The organism is Achromobacter sp. (assembly GCF_050285565.1).
GTDB lineage: Bacteria > Pseudomonadota > Gammaproteobacteria > Burkholderiales > Burkholderiaceae_B > Achromobacter.
This window is the reverse complement of sequence record NZ_JBLZXG010000004.1, coordinates 404,014-422,346: the sequence shown is the minus strand read 5'-3', so window position 1 is coordinate 422,346 and position 18,333 is coordinate 404,014. Positions and strand designations below refer to the sequence as shown.

11 protein-coding genes are annotated in these 18,333 nt (G+C 70.7%); 6 read left to right on the top strand and 5 right to left on the bottom strand.

Annotated features, from left to right (window positions below):
• Nucleotides 1–234 precede the first annotated feature (234 nt).
• Both ACN6O8_RS10700 and ACN6O8_RS10695 read right to left on the bottom strand, forming a co-directional pair.
• A complete protein-coding gene (locus ACN6O8_RS10700; protein WP_427991030.1) occupies nucleotides 235–1,623 on the bottom strand; it encodes an amidase in 1,389 nt (462 codons plus the stop codon).
• Entirely contained in the window at nucleotides 1,620–2,957 is a 1,338-nt protein-coding gene (locus tag ACN6O8_RS10695) for an MFS transporter (RefSeq protein ID WP_427991029.1), read from the bottom strand. The genes ACN6O8_RS10700 and ACN6O8_RS10695 overlap by 4 nt, the downstream gene beginning before the upstream one ends.
• Before the next feature lie 140 nt (nucleotides 2,958–3,097).
• Here ACN6O8_RS10695 and ACN6O8_RS10690 point away from each other — a divergent pair, with 140 nt between their 5' ends.
• The 3 genes from ACN6O8_RS10690 to ACN6O8_RS10680 all read left to right on the top strand — a co-directional run bounded on the left by ACN6O8_RS10690 (nucleotide 3,098) and on the right by ACN6O8_RS10680 (nucleotide 6,218).
• On the top strand, nucleotides 3,098–4,138 hold the full coding sequence (locus ACN6O8_RS10690; protein WP_427991028.1) for a LacI family DNA-binding transcriptional regulator: 1,041 nt from the start codon (nucleotides 3,098–3,100) through the stop codon (nucleotides 4,136–4,138).
• 241 nt (nucleotides 4,139–4,379) lie between these two features.
• On the top strand, nucleotides 4,380–5,180 hold the full coding sequence (gene hutG, locus ACN6O8_RS10685) for an N-formylglutamate deformylase (RefSeq protein ID WP_427991027.1): 801 nt from the start codon (nucleotides 4,380–4,382) through the stop codon (nucleotides 5,178–5,180).
• Between the two features lie 24 nt (nucleotides 5,181–5,204).
• Nucleotides 5,205–6,218, top strand: coding sequence for a LysR family transcriptional regulator (locus tag ACN6O8_RS10680; protein ID WP_427991026.1), 1,014 nt, complete (start codon nucleotides 5,205–5,207; stop codon nucleotides 6,216–6,218).
• Nucleotides 6,219–6,261: 43 nt separating this feature from the next.
• Here ACN6O8_RS10680 and ACN6O8_RS10675 read toward each other — a convergent pair whose 3' ends face one another.
• Together ACN6O8_RS10675 and ACN6O8_RS10670 are read right to left on the bottom strand one after the other, a co-directional pair.
• Nucleotides 6,262–7,449, bottom strand: a complete 1,188-nt coding sequence (locus tag ACN6O8_RS10675) for an NAD(P)/FAD-dependent oxidoreductase (RefSeq protein ID WP_427991025.1) — start codon at nucleotides 7,447–7,449, stop codon at nucleotides 6,262–6,264.
• Nucleotides 7,450–7,630: 181 nt separating this feature from the next.
• Complete coding sequence (locus ACN6O8_RS10670; protein ID WP_427991024.1) at nucleotides 7,631–8,602, bottom strand: LysR substrate-binding domain-containing protein; 972 nt, start codon at nucleotides 8,600–8,602, stop codon at nucleotides 7,631–7,633.
• Between the two features lie 93 nt (nucleotides 8,603–8,695).
• Between ACN6O8_RS10670 and cydC the strand changes: the two genes are divergently transcribed.
• On the top strand, nucleotides 8,696–12,304 hold the full coding sequence (gene cydC / locus ACN6O8_RS10665) for a thiol reductant ABC exporter subunit CydC (protein WP_427991023.1): 3,609 nt from the start codon (nucleotides 8,696–8,698) through the stop codon (nucleotides 12,302–12,304).
• Here the strand turns inward: cydC and ACN6O8_RS10660 are convergent.
• Nucleotides 12,270–14,861 carry a penicillin G acylase gene (locus ACN6O8_RS10660; RefSeq protein ID WP_427991022.1) on the bottom strand — a complete coding sequence of 864 codons (2,592 nt, stop codon included), beginning with the start codon at nucleotides 14,859–14,861 and terminating at the stop codon, nucleotides 12,270–12,272. The genes cydC and ACN6O8_RS10660 overlap by 35 nt on opposite strands.
• 150 nt (nucleotides 14,862–15,011) lie before the next feature.
• Between ACN6O8_RS10660 and ACN6O8_RS10655 the strand changes: the two genes are divergently transcribed.
• Together ACN6O8_RS10655 and ACN6O8_RS10650 are read left to right on the top strand one after the other, a co-directional pair.
• Nucleotides 15,012–15,989, top strand: coding sequence for a LysR family transcriptional regulator (locus ACN6O8_RS10655; RefSeq protein ID WP_427991021.1), 978 nt, complete (start codon nucleotides 15,012–15,014; stop codon nucleotides 15,987–15,989).
• Between the two features lie 358 nt (nucleotides 15,990–16,347).
• The gene (locus ACN6O8_RS10650; protein WP_427991020.1) at nucleotides 16,348–18,234 is read left to right on the top strand and encodes an ABC transporter ATP-binding protein; all 1,887 of its coding nucleotides are present in this window, start codon (nucleotides 16,348–16,350) and stop codon (nucleotides 18,232–18,234) included.
• Nucleotides 18,235–18,333: the final 99 nt, after the last annotated feature.

The following is an 18,333-nucleotide window of genomic DNA, read 5'->3' as shown; positions in this document are numbered from 1 at the left end:
GATGGCTGCGCGGCGCGCTCGCTCGACCGGATCGCCTGCGCTACACCGCACAGTGTAATGTAAGCAAAGGCAAAGCTCCGTGCTTACCCGGGGCCGCGGGCCGGGCGGCTTCGGGCCGGGCCGCTACCGCTACCGCCACCAGAGGGTCGCCGATGTCACGGCGCGGCAAGACCCGCGCCGTGGGGGCGGCCCCGGCGTCGGCCAGGCGCCACGACCACGGCGCCTCGCCGGCCGTCAGGCCCCGGGCCGGCGCCAATGGCGCGCCGCCAGCGCCAGCAGGCGCGCGTCGGCGCCGTCTGCCGCCACCAGTTGCAGCGCCACCGGCATGCCGTCGACGAAGCCGGCCGGCAGGGCGATGGCCGGCAGCCCCAGCAGATTCCACGGATTGGTCAGGCCCAGCAGCGTGTCGCGCACGGCGGCGCTGCCGGGGCCGGCCACGCTGCGCTGTTGCAGCGCCGGCGCGGTGATCGCCACCGCCGGCAAGGCCAGTACATCGACCCGCTCGAAAATCCCGGCGAACACACCGCGCAACCGTTCACGGGCGTTGCGCGCACGAACGTATTCCCAGCCCTGCACCGGGCGCGAGGCGCGCAGGCGCTCCAGCACTTCGGGATCGAACTTGCCGGGTTCGTCCTCGACCCGCTCGGCATGCACTTCATAGGCCTCCGAGCGCTGGATGGCGCCCAGGGCCGCCTGCAGCGCGCGGGCGTGGCGCGTGACCTCGGCGCCGTCCACCAGCGCGCCGCCGAAGCCCTCGGCGGCAGCGCGCACGCAAGCCGTGACGGCGGCATCGTCGATGGCGAAGGGCGCGTTCGGCACCCACATCATGCGCGGCGCGGCCAGGCCGGGATCGGCCGCGTCGGCATACGCGCCGATCGCGCCGCCGGACAGCGCCCGCATGAAGACCTGCGCATCCTCGACGCTGTTGGCCAGCACGCCGGCATCCTCGATGCTGGGCGCCAGCGGGAACACGCCGCGGGCCGACACGCGGCCGTGGGTCGGCTTGAAACCGACCACGCCGCACAACGCGGCGGGCACGCGCACCGAGCCGCCGGTGTCGGTGCCCAGCGCCAGCGGCACCATGCCGGCGGCCACCGCGGCGCCGCTGCCGGCGCTGGAGCCGCCCGTGATCTGGCTGGTGCGCCAGGGATTGCGCGCCGCGCCCTGCGCGCTGCGGTCGCCGGTGGGCCCGTAGGCGAATTCATGCGTGAGGGTCTTGCCGATGACGATGGCGCCGGCCGCGCGCAGCAGCGCCACGCAGTCGGCGTCCGCCGCGGGCCGGTGGCCCAGGAAATGCGCCGCGCCCATGGTGGTGGGCATGTCGCCGGTATCGACGTTGTCCTTGATCGCGACCGGAATGCCATGCAGCGGCCCGCGCACCTGGCCGCGGGCGCGCTCGGCGTCCAGCGCGCGGGCGGCGGCCAGGGCGGCGTCGACATCCACGTGCACGAAGGCGTTGAGCTGCGGGTTCAGGCGCTCGATGGCGGCCGCCGCGTGGCGCACCAGCGTCTCGGCGTCGAGCGCGCCCTGGCGCATGGCGTCCTGCAACTGGGCGACGCTGCGGCCGGCGAAGAAGCCGGGTTCGACGGCCAGCGCCGGGACGGGGTTCGATTGCGGATTCATCGCGTGGCTCCTTGGGGGTGGGCGGGCAGGCGCGGGCCGACGCCCGGACGCACCTGCAACATGGCGATCATGCCGACCGCGGTGGCGACCGAAGCGGCCACGAACATGACCGAATAGCCGTGGCGCGCCGCCAGGTAGCCGGTCAGGGTCGGTGCCAGGATCGAGGCGATGTTGGCGAAAAAGTGCATCAGGCCGCTGAAGGTGCCCACGCGGCTGGCGGGCGCGGTGTCGATCACCACCGCCCAGTAGACCGAATTCGGCATGGCGTTCAGGGCGTTGGCCAGCGTCATCAGCGCGATCACGGCGAACACCGACTGCGCCTGCGACACCAGCAGGAAGCACAGCGTGGTGGCCAGCAGGCAGCCGGCCGCGAACCAGCTGCGGGCGATCTTCAGGTTACCGGTGCGACGCGCCAGCATGTCGGAAATGCGGCCGCCCAGCAGCACGGTGACGCAGGCGCCGGCCCAGGGAATCATGCCCATGTACCAGAGCGAGGACAGGCTGTAGCCGAAGGTATCCTGCAGGTACTTGGGGGTCCAGGTCAGCAGCAGGAAGTTGACGTAGTTGAACGAGAAATAGCCCAGGGTGTTCAGCACCAGGGTCTTGCTGCGAAAAAAGCTCCACCACGGCAGCGCCGGTGCCTCGCCGCCCTGCCCGGCGGCCTGCTCGGCGCGGGCGGCCTGGATCTCGCGCAGTTCGGCCGGCGAGACGCGCGGGTTGGTGTCGGGCCGGTCGGTGAAGATGCGCATGAACAGCACCAGCACGATCAGGCCGGCCACGCCCAGGATGTAGAACATGGCGCGCCAGCTACCGGTCAGGCTCAGCAGGCCCACCGCCACCGGCGCCGTCAGCAGCGCGCCCAGCGGCGTGCTGAGCAGGCCGAAGCCGACCACGAAGCCGCGCTCGCGCGGCGTGGCCCAGTTGGCGATGGTCTTGTTGATGATGGAGTACGCCGGCCCCTCGGCCGCGCCGAACAGGATGCGGATGGTGGCAAAGCCCGCCAGCGCCGAACCGCCCAGGAAGGCCAGGCCGAAGTCGCCGGCCCAGGCGGTGGCGATCTCGAAGATCGACCAGGTCACGCCGGCCACGATCCAGACCTTGCGCGGGCCGAAACGGTCGGCCAGCATGCCGCCGAACAGCGCCCCGACCATGTAGCCATAGCCGAAGTAGCCCAGCACGGCGCCCCAGTCGCCACGATCCAGGCCGTATTCGCCGGTGATGTGGGCGGCGGCATAGGACATGGCGCCACGGTCGATGTAGTTGATCAGTGCCAGCAGCACGACCATGGTGAAAATTCGGTAGCGGAACCGCGAGGCCCGGGATTCAAGTGTCATTGCAGTCAATCCAGTCGTGTTACCCAAACGTTTGGGTTGCGCAATACTAAGGGGTCGGAAAACAAAAATCGACACCGTGTAAACCCTAGGTTGCCGCCAAAGACCCTGAGGCGGTGTTCCGGCGTGTATCCTCCAGCCCCATGAACAAATCCCGCCCTGTCACGCTGCAAAGCCTGGCGCGGCAACTCGGTCTGAACGTCTCGACCGTGTCCCGCGTCCTCAACGGTACCGAGGACGACGCGCGCGCCGCCGCCGCGCCCGACACGGTCAAACGGATCCGGGCGCTGGCCGCCGAGTTGCAGTATCAGACCAATCCGCACGCGGCCAGCCTCAAGACGCGCCGCAGCCGCACCATCGGCGTGCTGGTGCCGCGGCTGTCGGACATGGTGTTGGCCACCATCTACGAAGGCATCGACGAGGCCGCGGCCGAACACGGCTACCTGACCTTCGTCTCCAATACGCAGGACGTGCCCGACAAGCAGCGCAAGCTGATCGACATGGCGCTGGCGCGGCGCGTGGATGGCCTGATCCTGGGCGACGCGCACAGCCACGAAGGCGCGGCGCCCAATCCGCTGCTGGCCGAGCTGGCGCGACGCGATGTGCCCTTCGTGCTGGTCAGCCGCCACGCCGACGACCACTGCGCGGTGACCTGCGACGATATCGAAGGCGGCCGCCTGGCCGCCGAGCACCTGCTGGCGATGGGCCATCGGCGCATCGCGGTGATGGTGGGCGAGCCCTACACCAGCACCGGCCGCGACCGCTCGGCGGGCTTCTTCGCGGCCTGTGCGCGGCATGGCGTCGACGTGCCGCAGGCGTGGCGCATCGAGAGCCCGTTCGACACCGACGCCGGTCGCCACGTGGGCGCGCGCCTGCTGGCCGGCCCGGACCGCCCCACCGCCATCTTCGCGGTCAACGACTTCCTGGCGGTGGGCGTGATGGGCGCGGCGCGCGAGCAGGGCCTGGAGGCCGGCCGCGACGTGGCCGTGGTGGGCTACAACGACACGCCGCTGGCGGGCGCCCTGCCCATCGGCCTGACCACCATCCATTCGCCCATGCACCAGATGGGGCGGCTGGGGCTGGAACTGCTATTGCGGAAGATCGCCGGCGGCCAGCCGGGCAGCGTGCGGCTGACGCCGTCGCTGGTGGTGCGCGGCAGCAGCGACCGGCCGATCCCGGGCTGAACCTGCGCCGCGGCAAGCCCGGTGCCAGGCCACCCGGCCCGGGCGCGCATCGCCCTGGCCACGCTTGCGCCGAGCGCCGGCGCGCGGCGCGGCCGGGCGCAACTTGAATCAGCTATCATGATGATCAGCATCGTTTATCACGATGCAAACGTCTGCGTCCGGCAGCCTGCCTAGCATAGCGCGGCGCTGAGCCGGCCTTCTCGCCGCGCCTGCCTGACCCGCCTTACCCCCGGAGTTTTTCTTGAGCGACATCTATCACTTCAGCCGCGGCACCGCGCCGCTGCTGATTTCCATTCCGCACCTGGGCAGCCAGTTGCCCGACGCGCAACGCGCCCGCATGACCGCCGCCGGCCTGCAGTCCGGGGACACCGACTGGCACCTGGACACGCTTTACCGGTTCGCCGACGCGCTCGGCGCGTCCGTGCTGGGCGCGCGCTATTCGCGCTACGTGGTCGACCTGAACCGCCCGCCCAACGACGCAAGCCTGTACCCCGGCCAGACCAAGACCGGCCTGTGCCCGACCCATACCTTCCGCGGCGAGGCGCTGTACCTCAACCACGCGGCGCTGACCGACGACGAGCGCGAGCATCGCCTGCAGACCTATTGGCAGCCGTACCACGCCAAGCTGCGCGAGGAACTCGACCGCATCCGCGCCGAGCATGGCACGGTGCTGCTGTGGGAAGCCCACTCCATCGCCAGCGTTCTGCCACGCCTGTTCGACGGCAAGCTGCCGGACCTGAACCTGGGCACCGCCGACGGCGCCAGCTGTGCGCCCGACATCCTGGACGCGATCACCGAACGCCTGCCGGGCTGCGGCTTCACCAGCGCCGTGAATGGCCGCTTCAAGGGCGGCTACATCACGCGCCACTACGGTTCGCCGGCCGAGGACATCCATGCGGTGCAACTGGAGATGTGCCAGTCCACGTACATGGACGAGTCATACCCCTACGGCTACCGTCCGGAGACGGCCGCCAAGGTGATTCCGGTGGTCGAAGGCATGGTGCGCGCCGCGCTGGCGCGGACGCTGGCCCGCAAGCGCTGACCCGGCCGCCGGCCCGCACCGCCCATGAATCCCCTGCCCGGCCGCGACGCGGATGCCTACCCCGAGTGGAGCCTGCTGCTGACCTGGGTGGCGGTGGTGCAGGCCGCGTCGGTGTCCGGCGCGGCCCGCCTGCTGGGGCTGTCGCAGGCGGCGGTGTCGCAGCGGATCAAGCAGCTGGAAGCGGCGCTGTCGACCGAGCTGCTCGATCGCAGCACCCGCCCGGCACGCCCCACGCCAGCGGGCGACCTGCTGTTCGACCATGCGTCGCGCCTCTTGGCGCAGGCCGGCGACATGACCGAAAGCGTGCGCAACCTGAGCCGCGCGCGGCGCAACATCGTGCGTTTCGGCTGCGTCGACTCGTTCGCCGGCACGCTCGGGCCGACGCTGATCCGCGGCCTGTCGGGCGCCTCGCGCCAGATCCGGCTGTGGTCCGGCATCACGCCTGTGCTGGACAAGCAGTTGGAAGAACGGCAACTGGATCTGGTGATCAGCACCAGCGCCGCCGCCGACTCCGCCGCCATCCGCAAGCTTGGCCTGTTCAGCGAGCCCTACCTGCTGGTGCTGCCGCGCGCGACGGCGCCGCGGGATGCCGGCTCGCTGGCGGAACTGGCGCGCCGCAGCCCGTTCATCCGCTACAGCGCCCGCTCGCACATCGGCGCGGCGATCGACCGGTTGCTGGAGTCGCGCGGCATCGTCATCGAACGCACCTTCGAATTCGACAACACCGATCCGCTGCTCAGCCTGGTCACCGCCGGCCTGGGATTCGCGATCAGTACGCCGCTGTGCATCTGGCAATCACGCCATTTCGTCGACCAGTTGCGGGTGCTGCCCCTGGCGCCATGCCTGGACAAGACGCGCGCCGACGCGCCCGATCTGGCGCGCAGCTTCTACCTGGCGGCGCGCCCGCACGAAGCCGGCAGGCTGCCGGCCGAGGCCCGCAACGTGATCCTGGTGGCAGTCGAGCGGCTGATGCAGCACGATGTCGCGCCCGCGCTCGGCCTGCCGCCGGCCATGCTGTGGCGCAGCCTGCGGCGCTAGGCCAGGCGGGCCGGCGCGCGGACCGCGGCACGGGCGCCCCGCTTCACGACACCGCGCCGCGGCCGTATCGGCCCGTCAGCAACGTCCCGCGCGCAAAGCGCTCCAGCGCGTAAGGCGCCAGCGCCACGTCGGTCGCCAGCCCCAGCGCTTCCTGCGCCAGCACCCGTCCCACCGCTGGCGACAGCTTGAAGCCGTGTCCGGAAAAGCCGAATCCCGCCACCAGCCCCTCCACCCCCGCGATGCGCCCCAGCACCGGATTCCAGTCGGGTGTGACGTCGTACACGCCCGTCCACGACGCGGCCAGGCCGGCCTCGGCGTAGGCCGGGAACCGCGCGGCCACCTGGCCGCCGACGCCGGCCACGTAGTCCAGCGGCACGTCGCCCTGCTCCACCTCGCCGGGGGCCAGCCTTTCGCCCTGAATGCCTTCGCTGACCAGCATCTGGTTGCCGCCATAGCTGCGGCAATAGAGCATGCCGGGCGAGGACAGATCCTTGTACACCGGCATCGTGTAGGCGTAAGGCGCGGCGGCGCATTCCAGCGCCAGCACGGCGTGGCGCTCCGGCGCCAGCGGCATCGCCACGCCGGTCCAGGCCGCCAGTTCAGCGGTCCAGATGTTCTGGGTGCTGATGACCATCGCGCTGGCGTAGTCGCCTTCCGAGGTGGCCACGCCGGTCACGCGTCCGTCCCGCAGCAGCAGGCCGCGCACGGCGACATTCTCGCGGATCGTCACGCCGCGCCGGCGCGCGGCGCGCGCAAAACTGGTGGCGACCAGGTAGGCGTCGGCGAAACCGGCCTCGGGCTCGAAGCCGATCAGCGCGGCGTCGCCGAAGTCGGCGATCGGCAGCAGTGCGCGCGCCTGCGCCGCGTCCAGCTCATGCACCGGAATGCCCAGCGCGCGCTGCTGCGCCAGCGCATCGGCCAGCGGCGCGCGCTTGTCGTCGTCGGCCGCCGCTATCAGGTAGCCGCAACGCACCAGGCCGCTGGCGGCGTCGTCATCGCCGACATAGGCGGCGAAATCGGTGAACGCGCCCCACGAGCGCCGCGCCAGTTCGACGTTCTCGCGCACCGAGTAGTGGGTGCGCAGGATGCCCGACGATTGCGCCGTGGTGCCGGCGCCGATGCTGGCGCGGTCCAGCACCAGCACGTCGCGGGCGCCCAGGGCGGCCAGGTGGAAGGCGACCGAGGCGCCGACCACGCCGGCGCCGATCACGATTACGTCATAACTTTTCACGGCCATGCTCCAGGAGGCAATGGCGGCAGTGTGGCGTGGACCGGCCGCGGCGCGCGCTATATCAGCGCGGCGAATACTGAATAAAAGCGATTCGGCGCAAGCGAGTACATGGCGGCGGCGCGGGCATGGCCGCCGCCAGGCGGGCGGCGATCCCGGATGAGCTGGCGGAGCGCGGATCGCGCTAGGGTTGCGCCGCGCCCGGCGGGCGCCACGACAGCGTCGCGCCGCGCCCCTCTTCCGCCAGGAACTCCACCAGCGCCGGCAGCGACGCGTCCATCGGCCGGTTGGCGTGGACGCGCATCACGTAGCCCCAGGAGCCCGGCATGCGCAGGCCCGGCGTCAGCGTCACCAGCCGGCCGCTGGCCAGTTCTTCGTCGATCAGCGGCGCGCGCCCCAGCGCGATGCCGACGCCGGCCGCGGCCGCCGCCACCACCGTGCTCAGGCCGCTCAGCACCAGCGGATCCTGGCCGGCGCTTTCCGGCAAACCAAGACGCGGGCGCCAGGTGCGCCAGTCGGTCTCGGGGCTGTCGATGTGCTTTTCCTCCAGCCAGCGATGGCGCGCGAAGACGGCCGGGTCGTCGCGTTCATCGGGCGCGACCAGCGCCGGGCTGCACACCGGCACCACCGTTTCCGTCATCAGCGGGATATCGCCCGGCGCGGCCAGATGCGGCCCCAGGGCGCGCACGTGCAGAAAGGCCAGGTCGATGTCCTGCGCCTTCCAGGCCGGATCCTGGCTGGCATGCAGGAACACCTGGATGTCGATGTCCGGGTGCAATTCGATGAAGCGGCCAATGCGCGGCGCCAGCCACAGCGCCGCCAGCGAGGGATTGGCCGAGACGTTCAGGTTGTAGCGCCGCTTGCCGCGCGCGCTGGCCCGGGCGTTGCGGCAGGCGGTTTCCAACAGGGTCAAGGCCTGTTGTACCGAAGCCAGCAACGCGGCGCCGGCCTCGGTGGTTTCCGCGCGGCGCACCGTGCCGCCCCGGCGCAGCAGGCTCACCCCCAGATCGGCCTCCAGCGCGCGCAATTGATGGCTGACGGCGCTCTTGGTGACATTGAGCTCGGCCGCGGCGCGGCTGAGGCTGCCCAGGCGGGCGACGGCCTCGAAGGCGCGCAGCGCCGCCAGCGGCGGCATATGGGTGGGCAGGGTCGGCATGGGTTGAGTTTATCTCAACCCATGATTGAATAACTATCGCTATCGCCCGCGCGCCGGATGCGTGACCATGCAGGCTCTGGAGGGAGCATTGATATGTATTTCGATTCGAGGCTTTGGCAACTGACCGCGGGGCTGCGCGCCGGCATGGCGGGCGGCATTTTCCTTGGCCTGCTGGCGCTGGCGGCGGGTATCGCCCGCTATGTCTTCCTGGGCCAGTTGCTGGCGCGGGTGTTCGAGGGCGCGCCCTGGCGGGACTGGCTCGTGCCGGCGCTGTGCGCCGGCGCCATGGTGCTGCTGCGCGCCCTGCTCGACCACCTGCGCACGGTGCAGGCCAACCGCTGCTCGGCGCAGGTGCAGCAGACGCTGCGGGCGCGGCTGTACGACCGTATCGTGGCGCTGGGCCCGGCCTGGTTCGCCAACCAGCGCACCGGCGGCGTGATGTTGACGGTGGTCGACGGCGTCGAGCAGTTGCAGACCTTTTTCGGCCAGTACCTGCCGCAGGTCGCCATCGCCGCGGCCGCGCCGTTCGCCATCTTCGCCGTCATCGCCTTCTGGGACGTGCCGACCGCGCTGGTGTTCCTGGCGGCCGCGCTGTTCGCGTTGTTCGGGCCGATGGCCGTGCACATGCTGGACCGCCGCGCCAGTCTGGCGCGCACCCGCGCGCTGAACGAATTCGGCGAGGAATTCCTCGACGCCGTCCAAGGCCTGCCGACGCTCAAGTCGTACGGCCAGGGCAGGACGTTTGGGCAGCGCCTGGCCGCGCGCGCCCGGGCGCTATCCGACAACACCTTCTGGGTGCTGTCGGTGAGCCTGCTGACGCGCGGCATCAGCGACCTGGGCGTGGCGCTGGGCGCCGCGCTGGCGCTGACGGTGGGCGCCTGGCGCGTGGCCGCCGGCGACATGAGCGTGGAAGCGCTGCTGATCGTGCTGATGGCCGGCACCGAAATCTTCCGCCCGCTGCGCGACCTGCGCGCGGTGCTGCACCGGGGCATGCTGGGCCAGTCGGCCGCCGCGAGCATACACGCGCTGATGGACGCGCGGCCGCTGACGGCCGCGCCCGCTGCGCAAGCCGCGGCCACGCCGGCGCGGCTCGATCCGACCATTGAATTCGACGCGGTGGCGTTCTCGTATTCGCCGCAGCGGCCCGCGCACCAGGGCCTGTCGTTCCGCATCGCCGCCGGCGAGCGGGTCGGCATCGTCGGCCCCAGCGGCGCCGGCAAGTCCACCATCGTGCGCCTGCTGCTGCGCGAATGCGTGCCGCAGGCCGGCGCCATCCGTGTCGGCGGCCACGACGTCAACCAGCTCGATACGCAGACGCTGCTGGGCCAGATGGCGCTGGTCAGCCAGGACATCACGCTGTTTCACGGCACCCTCGACGACAACCTGCGGCTGGGCCGGCCCGACGCCAGCCACGAACAGGTGCGCGCCGCCGCCCGCGCCGCCAACATCGACGACTTCATCATGGCGCTGCCGCAGGGCTACGCCACCCGCATCGGCGAGCGCGGCCTGCAACTGTCCGGCGGCCAGCGCCAGCGCGTGGCGATCGCCCGCGCGCTGCTGCGCGATGCGCCCATCCTGATCCTGGACGAAGCGCTGTCGTCGGTCGACACCGAGAACGAGGCCCTGATCCAGCAGGCGCTGGACCGCCTCATGGCTGGCCGCACCACGCTGATCCTGGCGCACCGCCTGGCCAGCGTGATCGGCGCCGACCGCTGCCTGGTGCTGGACCAGGGCCGCGTGGTCGAGCAAGGACCGCATGACGCGCTGATGCGCCAGCGCGGCCTGTACTACCGCCTGATGCACGAACAGGCCGTGGCGCTGGCCGCCGCCCCCGTGGCGGACGCCGCGCCGGACGCCGCATCGCGCGCCACGGCCCGCGACGGCGAGGATCGCGCCGGCCAAGGCCCGGCGCTGCGCCCGCTGGACGCCGACGCCGAACAGGTCGGCTGGCGCGCCACGCTGGCCACGCTGCTGTCGGTGGTGCAACCCTGGCGCGGCACCCTGATCGCCACCATCCTGCTGGGCGTGGCGCGCGTGGCCGCCTTCATCGGCGTCGGCGTGCTGAGCGCGCTGGTGGTGGCCGCCATCCGCGACGGCCGCGACACCTCCGCGCTGATCATCGGCCTGTTGATCGCCGCGCCGCTGGCCGCGCTGTTCCACTGGCTCGAATCGTGGCTGGCGCACGCCATGGCCTACCAGTTGCTGGCCGACATGCGCGTCAAGCTCTACGACAAGCTGGAACGGCTGGCCCCCGCCTACCTGCTGCAACGCCGCTCGGGCGATCTGGTGGCGCTGGCGACGCAGGACGTGGAGATGGTCGAATACTTCTACGCCCACACCATCGCCCCGGCCATCGTCTCGGTGCTGGTGCCGCTGTCGGTGCTGGGCTTCCTGGCCTTCTACAGTTGGCCGGTGGCGCTGGCGCTGCTGCCGTTCCTGGCCTATGCGCTGGTGTCGCCGGTGCGCGGCCGCCGCAAGGTCGACGCGCTGGGCGACCGCGCCCGCCACGCCCTGGGCGAGATGAGCGCGCACACCACCGACACCATCCAGGGCCTGGCCGACCTGACCGCGTTCCAGGCCACCGGCCGCCGCCGCGAGCAATTCCTCAAGGTGGCCGACCAGTACCGCGCGCGCCGCCTGGACATCCTGCGCGACCTGTCGCGCCAGACCGCCTGGTTCGAGACCGCCATGGGCCTGGGCGGGCTGGCCGTGGCCGTGGTCGGCGCGCTGCAAGTCTCGGCCGGCGCCCTGTCGGCCGGCATGCTGCCGCTCTTGGTGCTGATCGCGCTGGCGACCTTCCTGCCGGTGTCGGAGATTTCGCAGGTCAGCCGCCAGTTGGCCGACACCATCGCCGCCACCCGCCGCCTGCACGTGGTCAACAACGAGCCCGAGCCGGTCACCGACGGCCCGCTGCCGCCGCCGGTGGCGCCGCACGGCCTGTCGCTGGCGTTCGATCATGTGTATTTCGCCTATCCCGGCAAGCGCCAGGACACGCTGCGCGACCTGAGCTTCACCGTGCCGGCCGGCGCCACCGTGGCGGTGGTCGGCGCCTCGGGCGCGGGCAAGAGCACCGTGGCCAGCCTGCTGCTGCGCTTCTGGGACCCGCGCCAGGGCGCGGTCCGGCTCGACGGCGTGGACGTGCGCCAGTTGCAACTGGACGGCCTGCGCGAACGCGTCGCCCTGGTGACGCAGGACACCTACCTGTTCAACGACACGCTGGAAGGCAACATCCGACTGGCCCGCCCCGACGCCAGCCGCGAGGATCTGGAACAGGCGCTGGAGCAGGCCGCGCTCGGCGACTTCGTGCGCAGCCTGCCCGACGGCCTGGCCACGCGCGTCGGCGAACGCGGCATGCAGTTGTCCGGCGGCCAGCGCCAGCGCATCTCGATCGCGCGCGCCTTCCTGAAGAACGCGCCGGTGCTGATCCTGGACGAGGCCACCTCGCACCTGGACACCCTGTCGGAGATGCAGGTGCGCGGCGCGCTGGACGTGCTGATGCGGCACCGGACCACGCTGGTGATCGCGCACCGCCTGGCCACTATCCGCGACGCCGACCTGATCCTGGTGCTGGACCACGGCACCCTGGCCGAGGCCGGCACCCACGAGCAACTGCTGCGCAAGCAAGGCGTATACGCCAAGCTTGCCAGCCACCAGGGCGCGCGCGAGCCTACCGCCGGTAGCGCAACGTCTCTTCGGACGTAGCGTTGCGCCGCACCTCGTCGGCCGTGAACCACACCCGCTTGCTGCCGAAGGTGTTGTACAGGTCGAACTGGTCGCGGGTGTGCGGCGACGGCGTGCCGTCCGGGGCGACAAAGCCGCTCTGCCCCGGCGCCACCACGTCCACCGCGCGCACCGCCTTGCCGTCGAACACCGTCATGTTGTTCTCGGTGCCGCGGTTCTGCGTGGCCGGGTAGCTCAAGACCGCCTTGGCGTCGGCCTGCGGCACGCCCAGGAAGTTCTTGGGCGCGAACACCATCGGCGGCGCCGGAATCTTCCAGGCGGCCGGGTCCTGGCCATAGGCCTGGCGCAGCGCCGCCAGCGCGTCGTCCAGCGCCGCCAGGATGACATCATCGGCGCGCGCGCCATTGAAGAAGTCATAGCGCTGCGGCACGCCGGCCGCGGGGCCGGCCAGGGCGTTGAACAGCACCTTGACGCCGGTGGTCAGGTTGAGCGAGCCGGTGGCCGGCGCCTGCGGCGTCGGATAGCCGGTGGCGCTGTACCACTTGAAGAAGTCGGCCGGCATCTCGTCGGCCAGGGTGCGCCGCAGCATGGCGCGCAGCCACGCGTCCATCACCGCCGGGCCGGCGTTGTCGAAGTAACCCGGTTCGCGCTCGCTGGTCATCATGCCATCCCAGGCCGTCAGCCCCGCCACCAGCCGCGCGCGCGGATCATCGGCCGGCAGCCCTTGCACCGCGCGTTGCAGGAACGGCAGGAAGTGGCGGCGGTTGACGTCGGCATAGCTGGTGGTGCGGATCAGGTCCCACATCTGCTGCGCGCTGACCTTGCCGCCGTTGGCCGTCATGGCCTTCAGGCGCGTCTCGATCTCGGCGTAGCGGTCGGCCTGGCCCCAGACGATGGCGAACAGGTCGGTGGACGGGTAGCCGCGCATCGGCTGGTTGTTCCAGTTGGCGATGAAGCCCTGGCGCGGGTTGTAGACCTGCGGATTGGTGGAGAACGGCAGCAGGCCCTGCCAGTCCATCTCGCCCGTGCCGGGCACCGGCAGGCGCGGATCGTGGCCCGGACGGCGCCTGGGATAGAAGCCCGTGTGCGCGTAGCCGATGTTGCCGCGGTCGTCGGCGTAGTACCAGTTGATGGTCAGCGCGTGGCGCGCCGCCTGCGCCTTCCACTGCGCCCAGTTGGCCGACTGCGTCTTGCGGGTCCAGGCCATCAGCGATTGCAGCTCGTAGCCCTCCCAGGCGCGCGCCTTGGCGTAGGCCACGTGCTGCGCGTCGTCGAACTTGACGATCAGGCCATGCACGCTGCGGTACACGTCCAGCGTCACCGGCGCCGCGTCTTTCACCAGGATCAGGTCGGTGCGCTTTTCCAGCGTCTTCCATTGGCCGTCGTGGAAATAGCGCGTGCGGTCGGCCGGATCGAGCTTTTCGGCGAAGATGTCGACGTCGTCGCCGAAGCCCGCGGTCGAGCCCCACGTCACGTGTGCATTGTGGCCGAACAGAATGCTGGGATAGGCGAACGGCGTATTGCCCACCACGTCAAAACCCGCGCCGTGCAAGCCGATGCCGTAGGTGTAGGCGGGGTTCCACCAGCCGAACTGCGGGCCGTTCAGCAGGATCGAGCGGGCATCCTTGGCGTGGTCGCGGCCCACGATCCACATGTTGCTGGTGGTGGGAAAACCGGCGATGCCCGGCTGACCCGATTGCGCATATTGTTCGGCCAATTGCGCCCGCAGCGTCGCCGGCGCGCCGTCAACCACGCCGCGCGTGGCCGGGTCGCGCACCACCCGCTCCAGCATCGGCGGCGTGCCGTCGTAACGCGGCAGCGCGTAGGCCAGCTTGTCGGCGCCGTCCGGCTGGAACACGGCCGGCTGGTAGCTGCCCGCTTCGGCCGGCACCGTGGTCGGCGCGCGGCTGTCGGTCAGCCAGCGCAACTGGTTGAAGATGCGCATGGCGTCGGCCTGGCCATGCCTGTCCTTCAACGCCGTCAGCAGCGCCAGGTTGTCGATCTCGCTGTTGGCGTCCGAGAAGCGGTTGGCCATGGTGCCGATGAAGACCATCGCCACGTCGTAGGCGGTCCAGTCGGCCGGCGCGAAGCCCAGGTCATTGAATTCCTTGGGCATCAACTGCCCCGGCTGCGCCCGCACCCGCGTCAGCCAGGCGTTCATGCCGGCCGCGTAGCCGTCCAGCACCTGCCGGTCCGCGGCCGGCAGCGCCGCCAACTGGCGCTGGATGCGCTCGGGCGAGAAGTTGCCGCGGATCGACTTGTCGAACGCCACCATTGACGCGCCCAGCACCTCGGCCACCCGGCCCTGGGTGCTGCGGCGCGCCATCTCCATCTGGAACAGCCGGTCCTGCGCCACCGCATAACCGTAGCCGTAGAAAATGCCGTACACCGTGTCCGCGTAGACATGCGGCATGCCATAGGCGTCGCGCCGGATCGTGACCTGGCCGTCGGCGCCTTGCGGCCGTGCCGCGACGGCCTCGGACGTTTGCCCGGCGGCGGACGCCACCGGCTGGGCCGCCATCGCGGGCAGGCACGAACTGGCCGCCAACAGGGCGGCCGACAACCATTGCTGCTTCATTGAATCTGTCTCCGTATCGAATGGGACCGCGCCGCACGCCTGCCGCGGGCACTGGCGGCGCCTCTGCCGGGCGCCGTCCGCAAGCCATGATACGAAGCCGTCAACTATAATTCCAATGCATTTGATTCATATGATTCATGCATTTGGAACATGGACTTCCAGAAACTCAAGCACCTGCTCGCCGTGGTCGAACACGGCACCTTTTCGCGCGCGGCCGACAAGGTCAACCTGTCCCAGCCCGCGCTCAGCCGCAGCATCCAGGCGCTGGAGGCCGAATTGGGCCTGCCGCTGCTGGACCGCGGCACCCGCCAGGTGCGCCTGACGCCCTACGGCGCCTGCGTGGCCGAGCGCGCCCGCCGCATGCGCTACGAGGAAGCCGAACTGCGCCGCGAGCTCAAGACCCTGGCCGGCGGCGAATCCGGCACCCTGTCCATCGGCCTGAGCCCCACCCCCGCTTCGCTGTTGCTCGCGCCCTTCCTGGCCCACATGGCCAGTCACCATCCGCAGGTGCGCGTGGCCGCCGAACTCGGCGCCACCGCCGCCCTGGTCGACCTGCTGCGCGCCGAACGCATCGATGCCATGGTCTGCGACGCTCGCATGCTCTATGGCGCCGCCGACATCGAAACCCGCCCCCTGGCCGCCCTGCGCGCCGGCATGGTCTGCCGCAAGCGCCATCCCATCCTGGCCCACCGCCGCCCCACCATCGACCACATCCGCCAGTACCCCGTGGCCTCCAGCACCCTCAGCCCCGAAGTGGCGCTGCGCCTGGCCGAAACCCTCGGCCCCGCCGGCGCTCCCGAGCAGATGGTGACGGTGCGCTGCGAAAACCTCGAGCCGCTGGTGCGCCTGGCCCTGACCACCGACACCCTGCTGCTGGGCGTCATCTGCGTCACCCGCGCTGAACAGCGCGCCGGCCACCTCGTCGAAGTCCCGCTGCCTCCCGATCCGCAGCGCCAGGGCCATTACGTCCTCGCCCGCCTGGCCGGCCGCAGCCCATTGAAGGCGCAGGACGCGCTCTACACCTTCACCCAACAATGCTGGAACGATTTCGCCGCCTTTCGCCCCCGGCAGCCGCGCCCCGCCCCGGCCACGCGCCGCCCGCCCGGATCGCCCGCGCGGCGCGCGTGATGCCGCCTGGCGCCCCGGGGCGTGGAAAAAAACCCACACGCGGGCAAGGCCGCGCCGCGCGCGGTTGATAGGCCTACACCACTTCGATAGAATCTTCAACTCGGGCCTGTGCCCATTCTTTTTCCCTTCACCTACACCTGGGAGGCGCAAGATGATGAATCCGCATACCGCCATCCCGCGCGTATCTCCGCGACGCCGTTAAGTCGTCGCCCGCGCGGCCCCAGCGCCAGGCTCTCTGGCGACTGGCCCGCCGTGCCCGCTCCCAACCCCTGAACGCAATGCCGGCGCCGTGAGGCGCGGGTCGTATCACCTTCTTCCCACAAGGAATCCGGCGCCTTAGCGTTGCCGGGCGATCGCAATGAATCGAACAAAAATCGATCTGCGAGGACAAGCCTTCAAGGATGTCCTCGGCTTTACCTTCCGTTATTGGCGCGCCCAGCCCTGGCGCACCACTTTCATCATCGCGCTGGCCTTGCTGTCGGCCGTGGCCGACGTGCTGACCCCGCTGTACGCGGGCCGGCTGGTCGACGCCGTGGCCTCCGGCGCCTCGTCCGACGCGCAGGTCTGGGGCGCGGCCGTCACCGCGTTCTGGCTGCTGATCGCGTTGGGCATCGGCAGCACGTTGCTGCGCCAGGGCGTGTTCCAGAACATCATCGTCTTCACCCTGAAGATGATGAACGGCATGGTGTCCAACGCCTTCTACCGGGTGCAGCGCTTTTCCACCGACTGGCACGCCAATAGCTTCGCCGGTTCGACGGTGCGCAAGATCACGCGCGGCATGTGGGCGGTGGACGTGCTCAACGACACGCTGCTGGTGGCGCTGCTGCCGTCGGTGGTGATGCTGGTCGGCGCCACCGTGCTGCTGGGCGTGTACTGGCCGGTGATGGGCCTGGTGGTGGGCCTGGGGTCGGTGCTGTACATCGCGGTGACGGCGGCGTTGTCGCTGGGCTATGTGGCGCCGGCCGCGCGCCTGAGCAACGCCTGGGACACCCGCATGGGCGGCGCGCTGGCCGACGCCATCAGTTGCAACCCCGTGGTCAAGGCATTCGGCGCGGAAATGCGCGAGGAAGCACGCCTGGAACGCGTGGTCGACAAGTGGCGCCGCCGCACCCGCCGCACCTGGATCCGCGCGACCTTGAACGGCGGCATCCAGGGCGCGATGCTGGTGGCGATGCAGGCCGGCATCCTGGGCGCGTCGCTGCTGCTGTGGGCGCGCAACCAGGCCAGTGTCGGCGACATCACCTTCGCGCTGACGATGTTCTTCATGCTGCAGGGCCACCTGCGCGACGTGGGCATGCACATCCGCAACCTGCAGCGCTCGGTCAACGACATGGAAGAACTGGTGGCGCTGGAAAAGCAGCCGCTGGGGGTGGACGACCGCGCCGGCGCGGGCCCGATCCGCGTCACGGCCGGCGAGATCCGCTTCGAGGACGTGACCTTCCGCTATGGCCGGCACGACACGCCGTTGTACGACCGCTTCTCGGCACGCATCGCGCCGGGCGAGCGCGTCGGCCTGGTCGGGCATTCGGGCTCGGGCAAGACCACGTTCATCAAACTGATCCAGCGCCTGTATGACGTCAACGGCGGCCGCATTACCATCGACGGGCAGGACATCGCCCAGGTGAAGCAGGCGTCGCTGCGCGGCCAGATCGCGATCGTGCAGCAGGAACCGGTGCTGTTCCACCGCACGCTGGCCGAGAACATCGCCTACGCCCGCCCCGGCGCCTCGCAGGCCGAGATCGAGCAGGCGGCGCGGCTGGCCAGCGCGCATGACTTCATCATGGCCCTGCCCAAGGGCTACGAGACGCTGGTGGGCGAGCGTGGCGTGAAGCTGTCGGGCGGTGAACGCCAGCGCGTGGCCATCGCCCGGGCCTTCCTGGCGGACGCGCCGATCCTGATCCTGGACGAGGCCACCTCGAGCCTGGACAGCGAAAGCGAGGTGCTGATCCAGCAGGCCATGGAGCGCCTGATGGTGGGCCGCAGCACGCTGGTGGTGGCGCACCGCCTGTCGACGGTGCGCGCCCTGGACCGCCTGCTGGTGATGGATCGCGGCCGCATCATCGAGGAAGGCAGCCACGACCAGTTGATCCGCCTGAAGGGCGGCCTGTACCGGCGCCTGTTCGAGCGTCAGGCCCTGGAATTGACCCAGGGCCTGACGCAGTCGGAGATGCTGGCCGATGGCGCCCGTGCGCGGCCGGCGCGGGCCGATGAGGAGGACGAGACCTCTCTCGCCTTCGGCAAGTAAGACCGGGGCCTGACGCGAGTCAGGCCCTTTTCACATGACGCCGAGCCCTTCGGCGGCCTGGCGCGCGGCGGCGCTGCGCCGCTCGCAACGCGCCTGCGA

Coding starts and splice junctions, on each gene's coding strand:
- ACN6O8_RS10650 (WP_427991020.1), top strand. CDS start 16,348: ATGAATCGAACAAAAATCGATCTGCGAGGACAAGCCTTCAAGGATGTC.
- ACN6O8_RS10690 (WP_427991028.1), top strand. CDS start 3,098: ATGAACAAATCCCGCCCTGTCACGCTGCAAAGCCTGGCGCGGCAACTC.
- ACN6O8_RS10695 (WP_427991029.1), bottom strand. CDS start 2,957: ATGACACTTGAATCCCGGGCCTCGCGGTTCCGCTACCGAATTTTCACC.
- ACN6O8_RS10680 (WP_427991026.1), top strand. CDS start 5,205: ATGAATCCCCTGCCCGGCCGCGACGCGGATGCCTACCCCGAGTGGAGC.
- ACN6O8_RS10655 (WP_427991021.1), top strand. CDS start 15,012: ATGGACTTCCAGAAACTCAAGCACCTGCTCGCCGTGGTCGAACACGGC.
- ACN6O8_RS10660 (WP_427991022.1), bottom strand. CDS start 14,861: ATGAAGCAGCAATGGTTGTCGGCCGCCCTGTTGGCGGCCAGTTCGTGC.
- ACN6O8_RS10700 (WP_427991030.1), bottom strand. CDS start 1,623: ATGAATCCGCAATCGAACCCCGTCCCGGCGCTGGCCGTCGAACCCGGC.
- cydC (WP_427991023.1), top strand. CDS start 8,696: ATGTATTTCGATTCGAGGCTTTGGCAACTGACCGCGGGGCTGCGCGCC.
- ACN6O8_RS10670 (WP_427991024.1), bottom strand. CDS start 8,602: ATGCCGACCCTGCCCACCCATATGCCGCCGCTGGCGGCGCTGCGCGCC.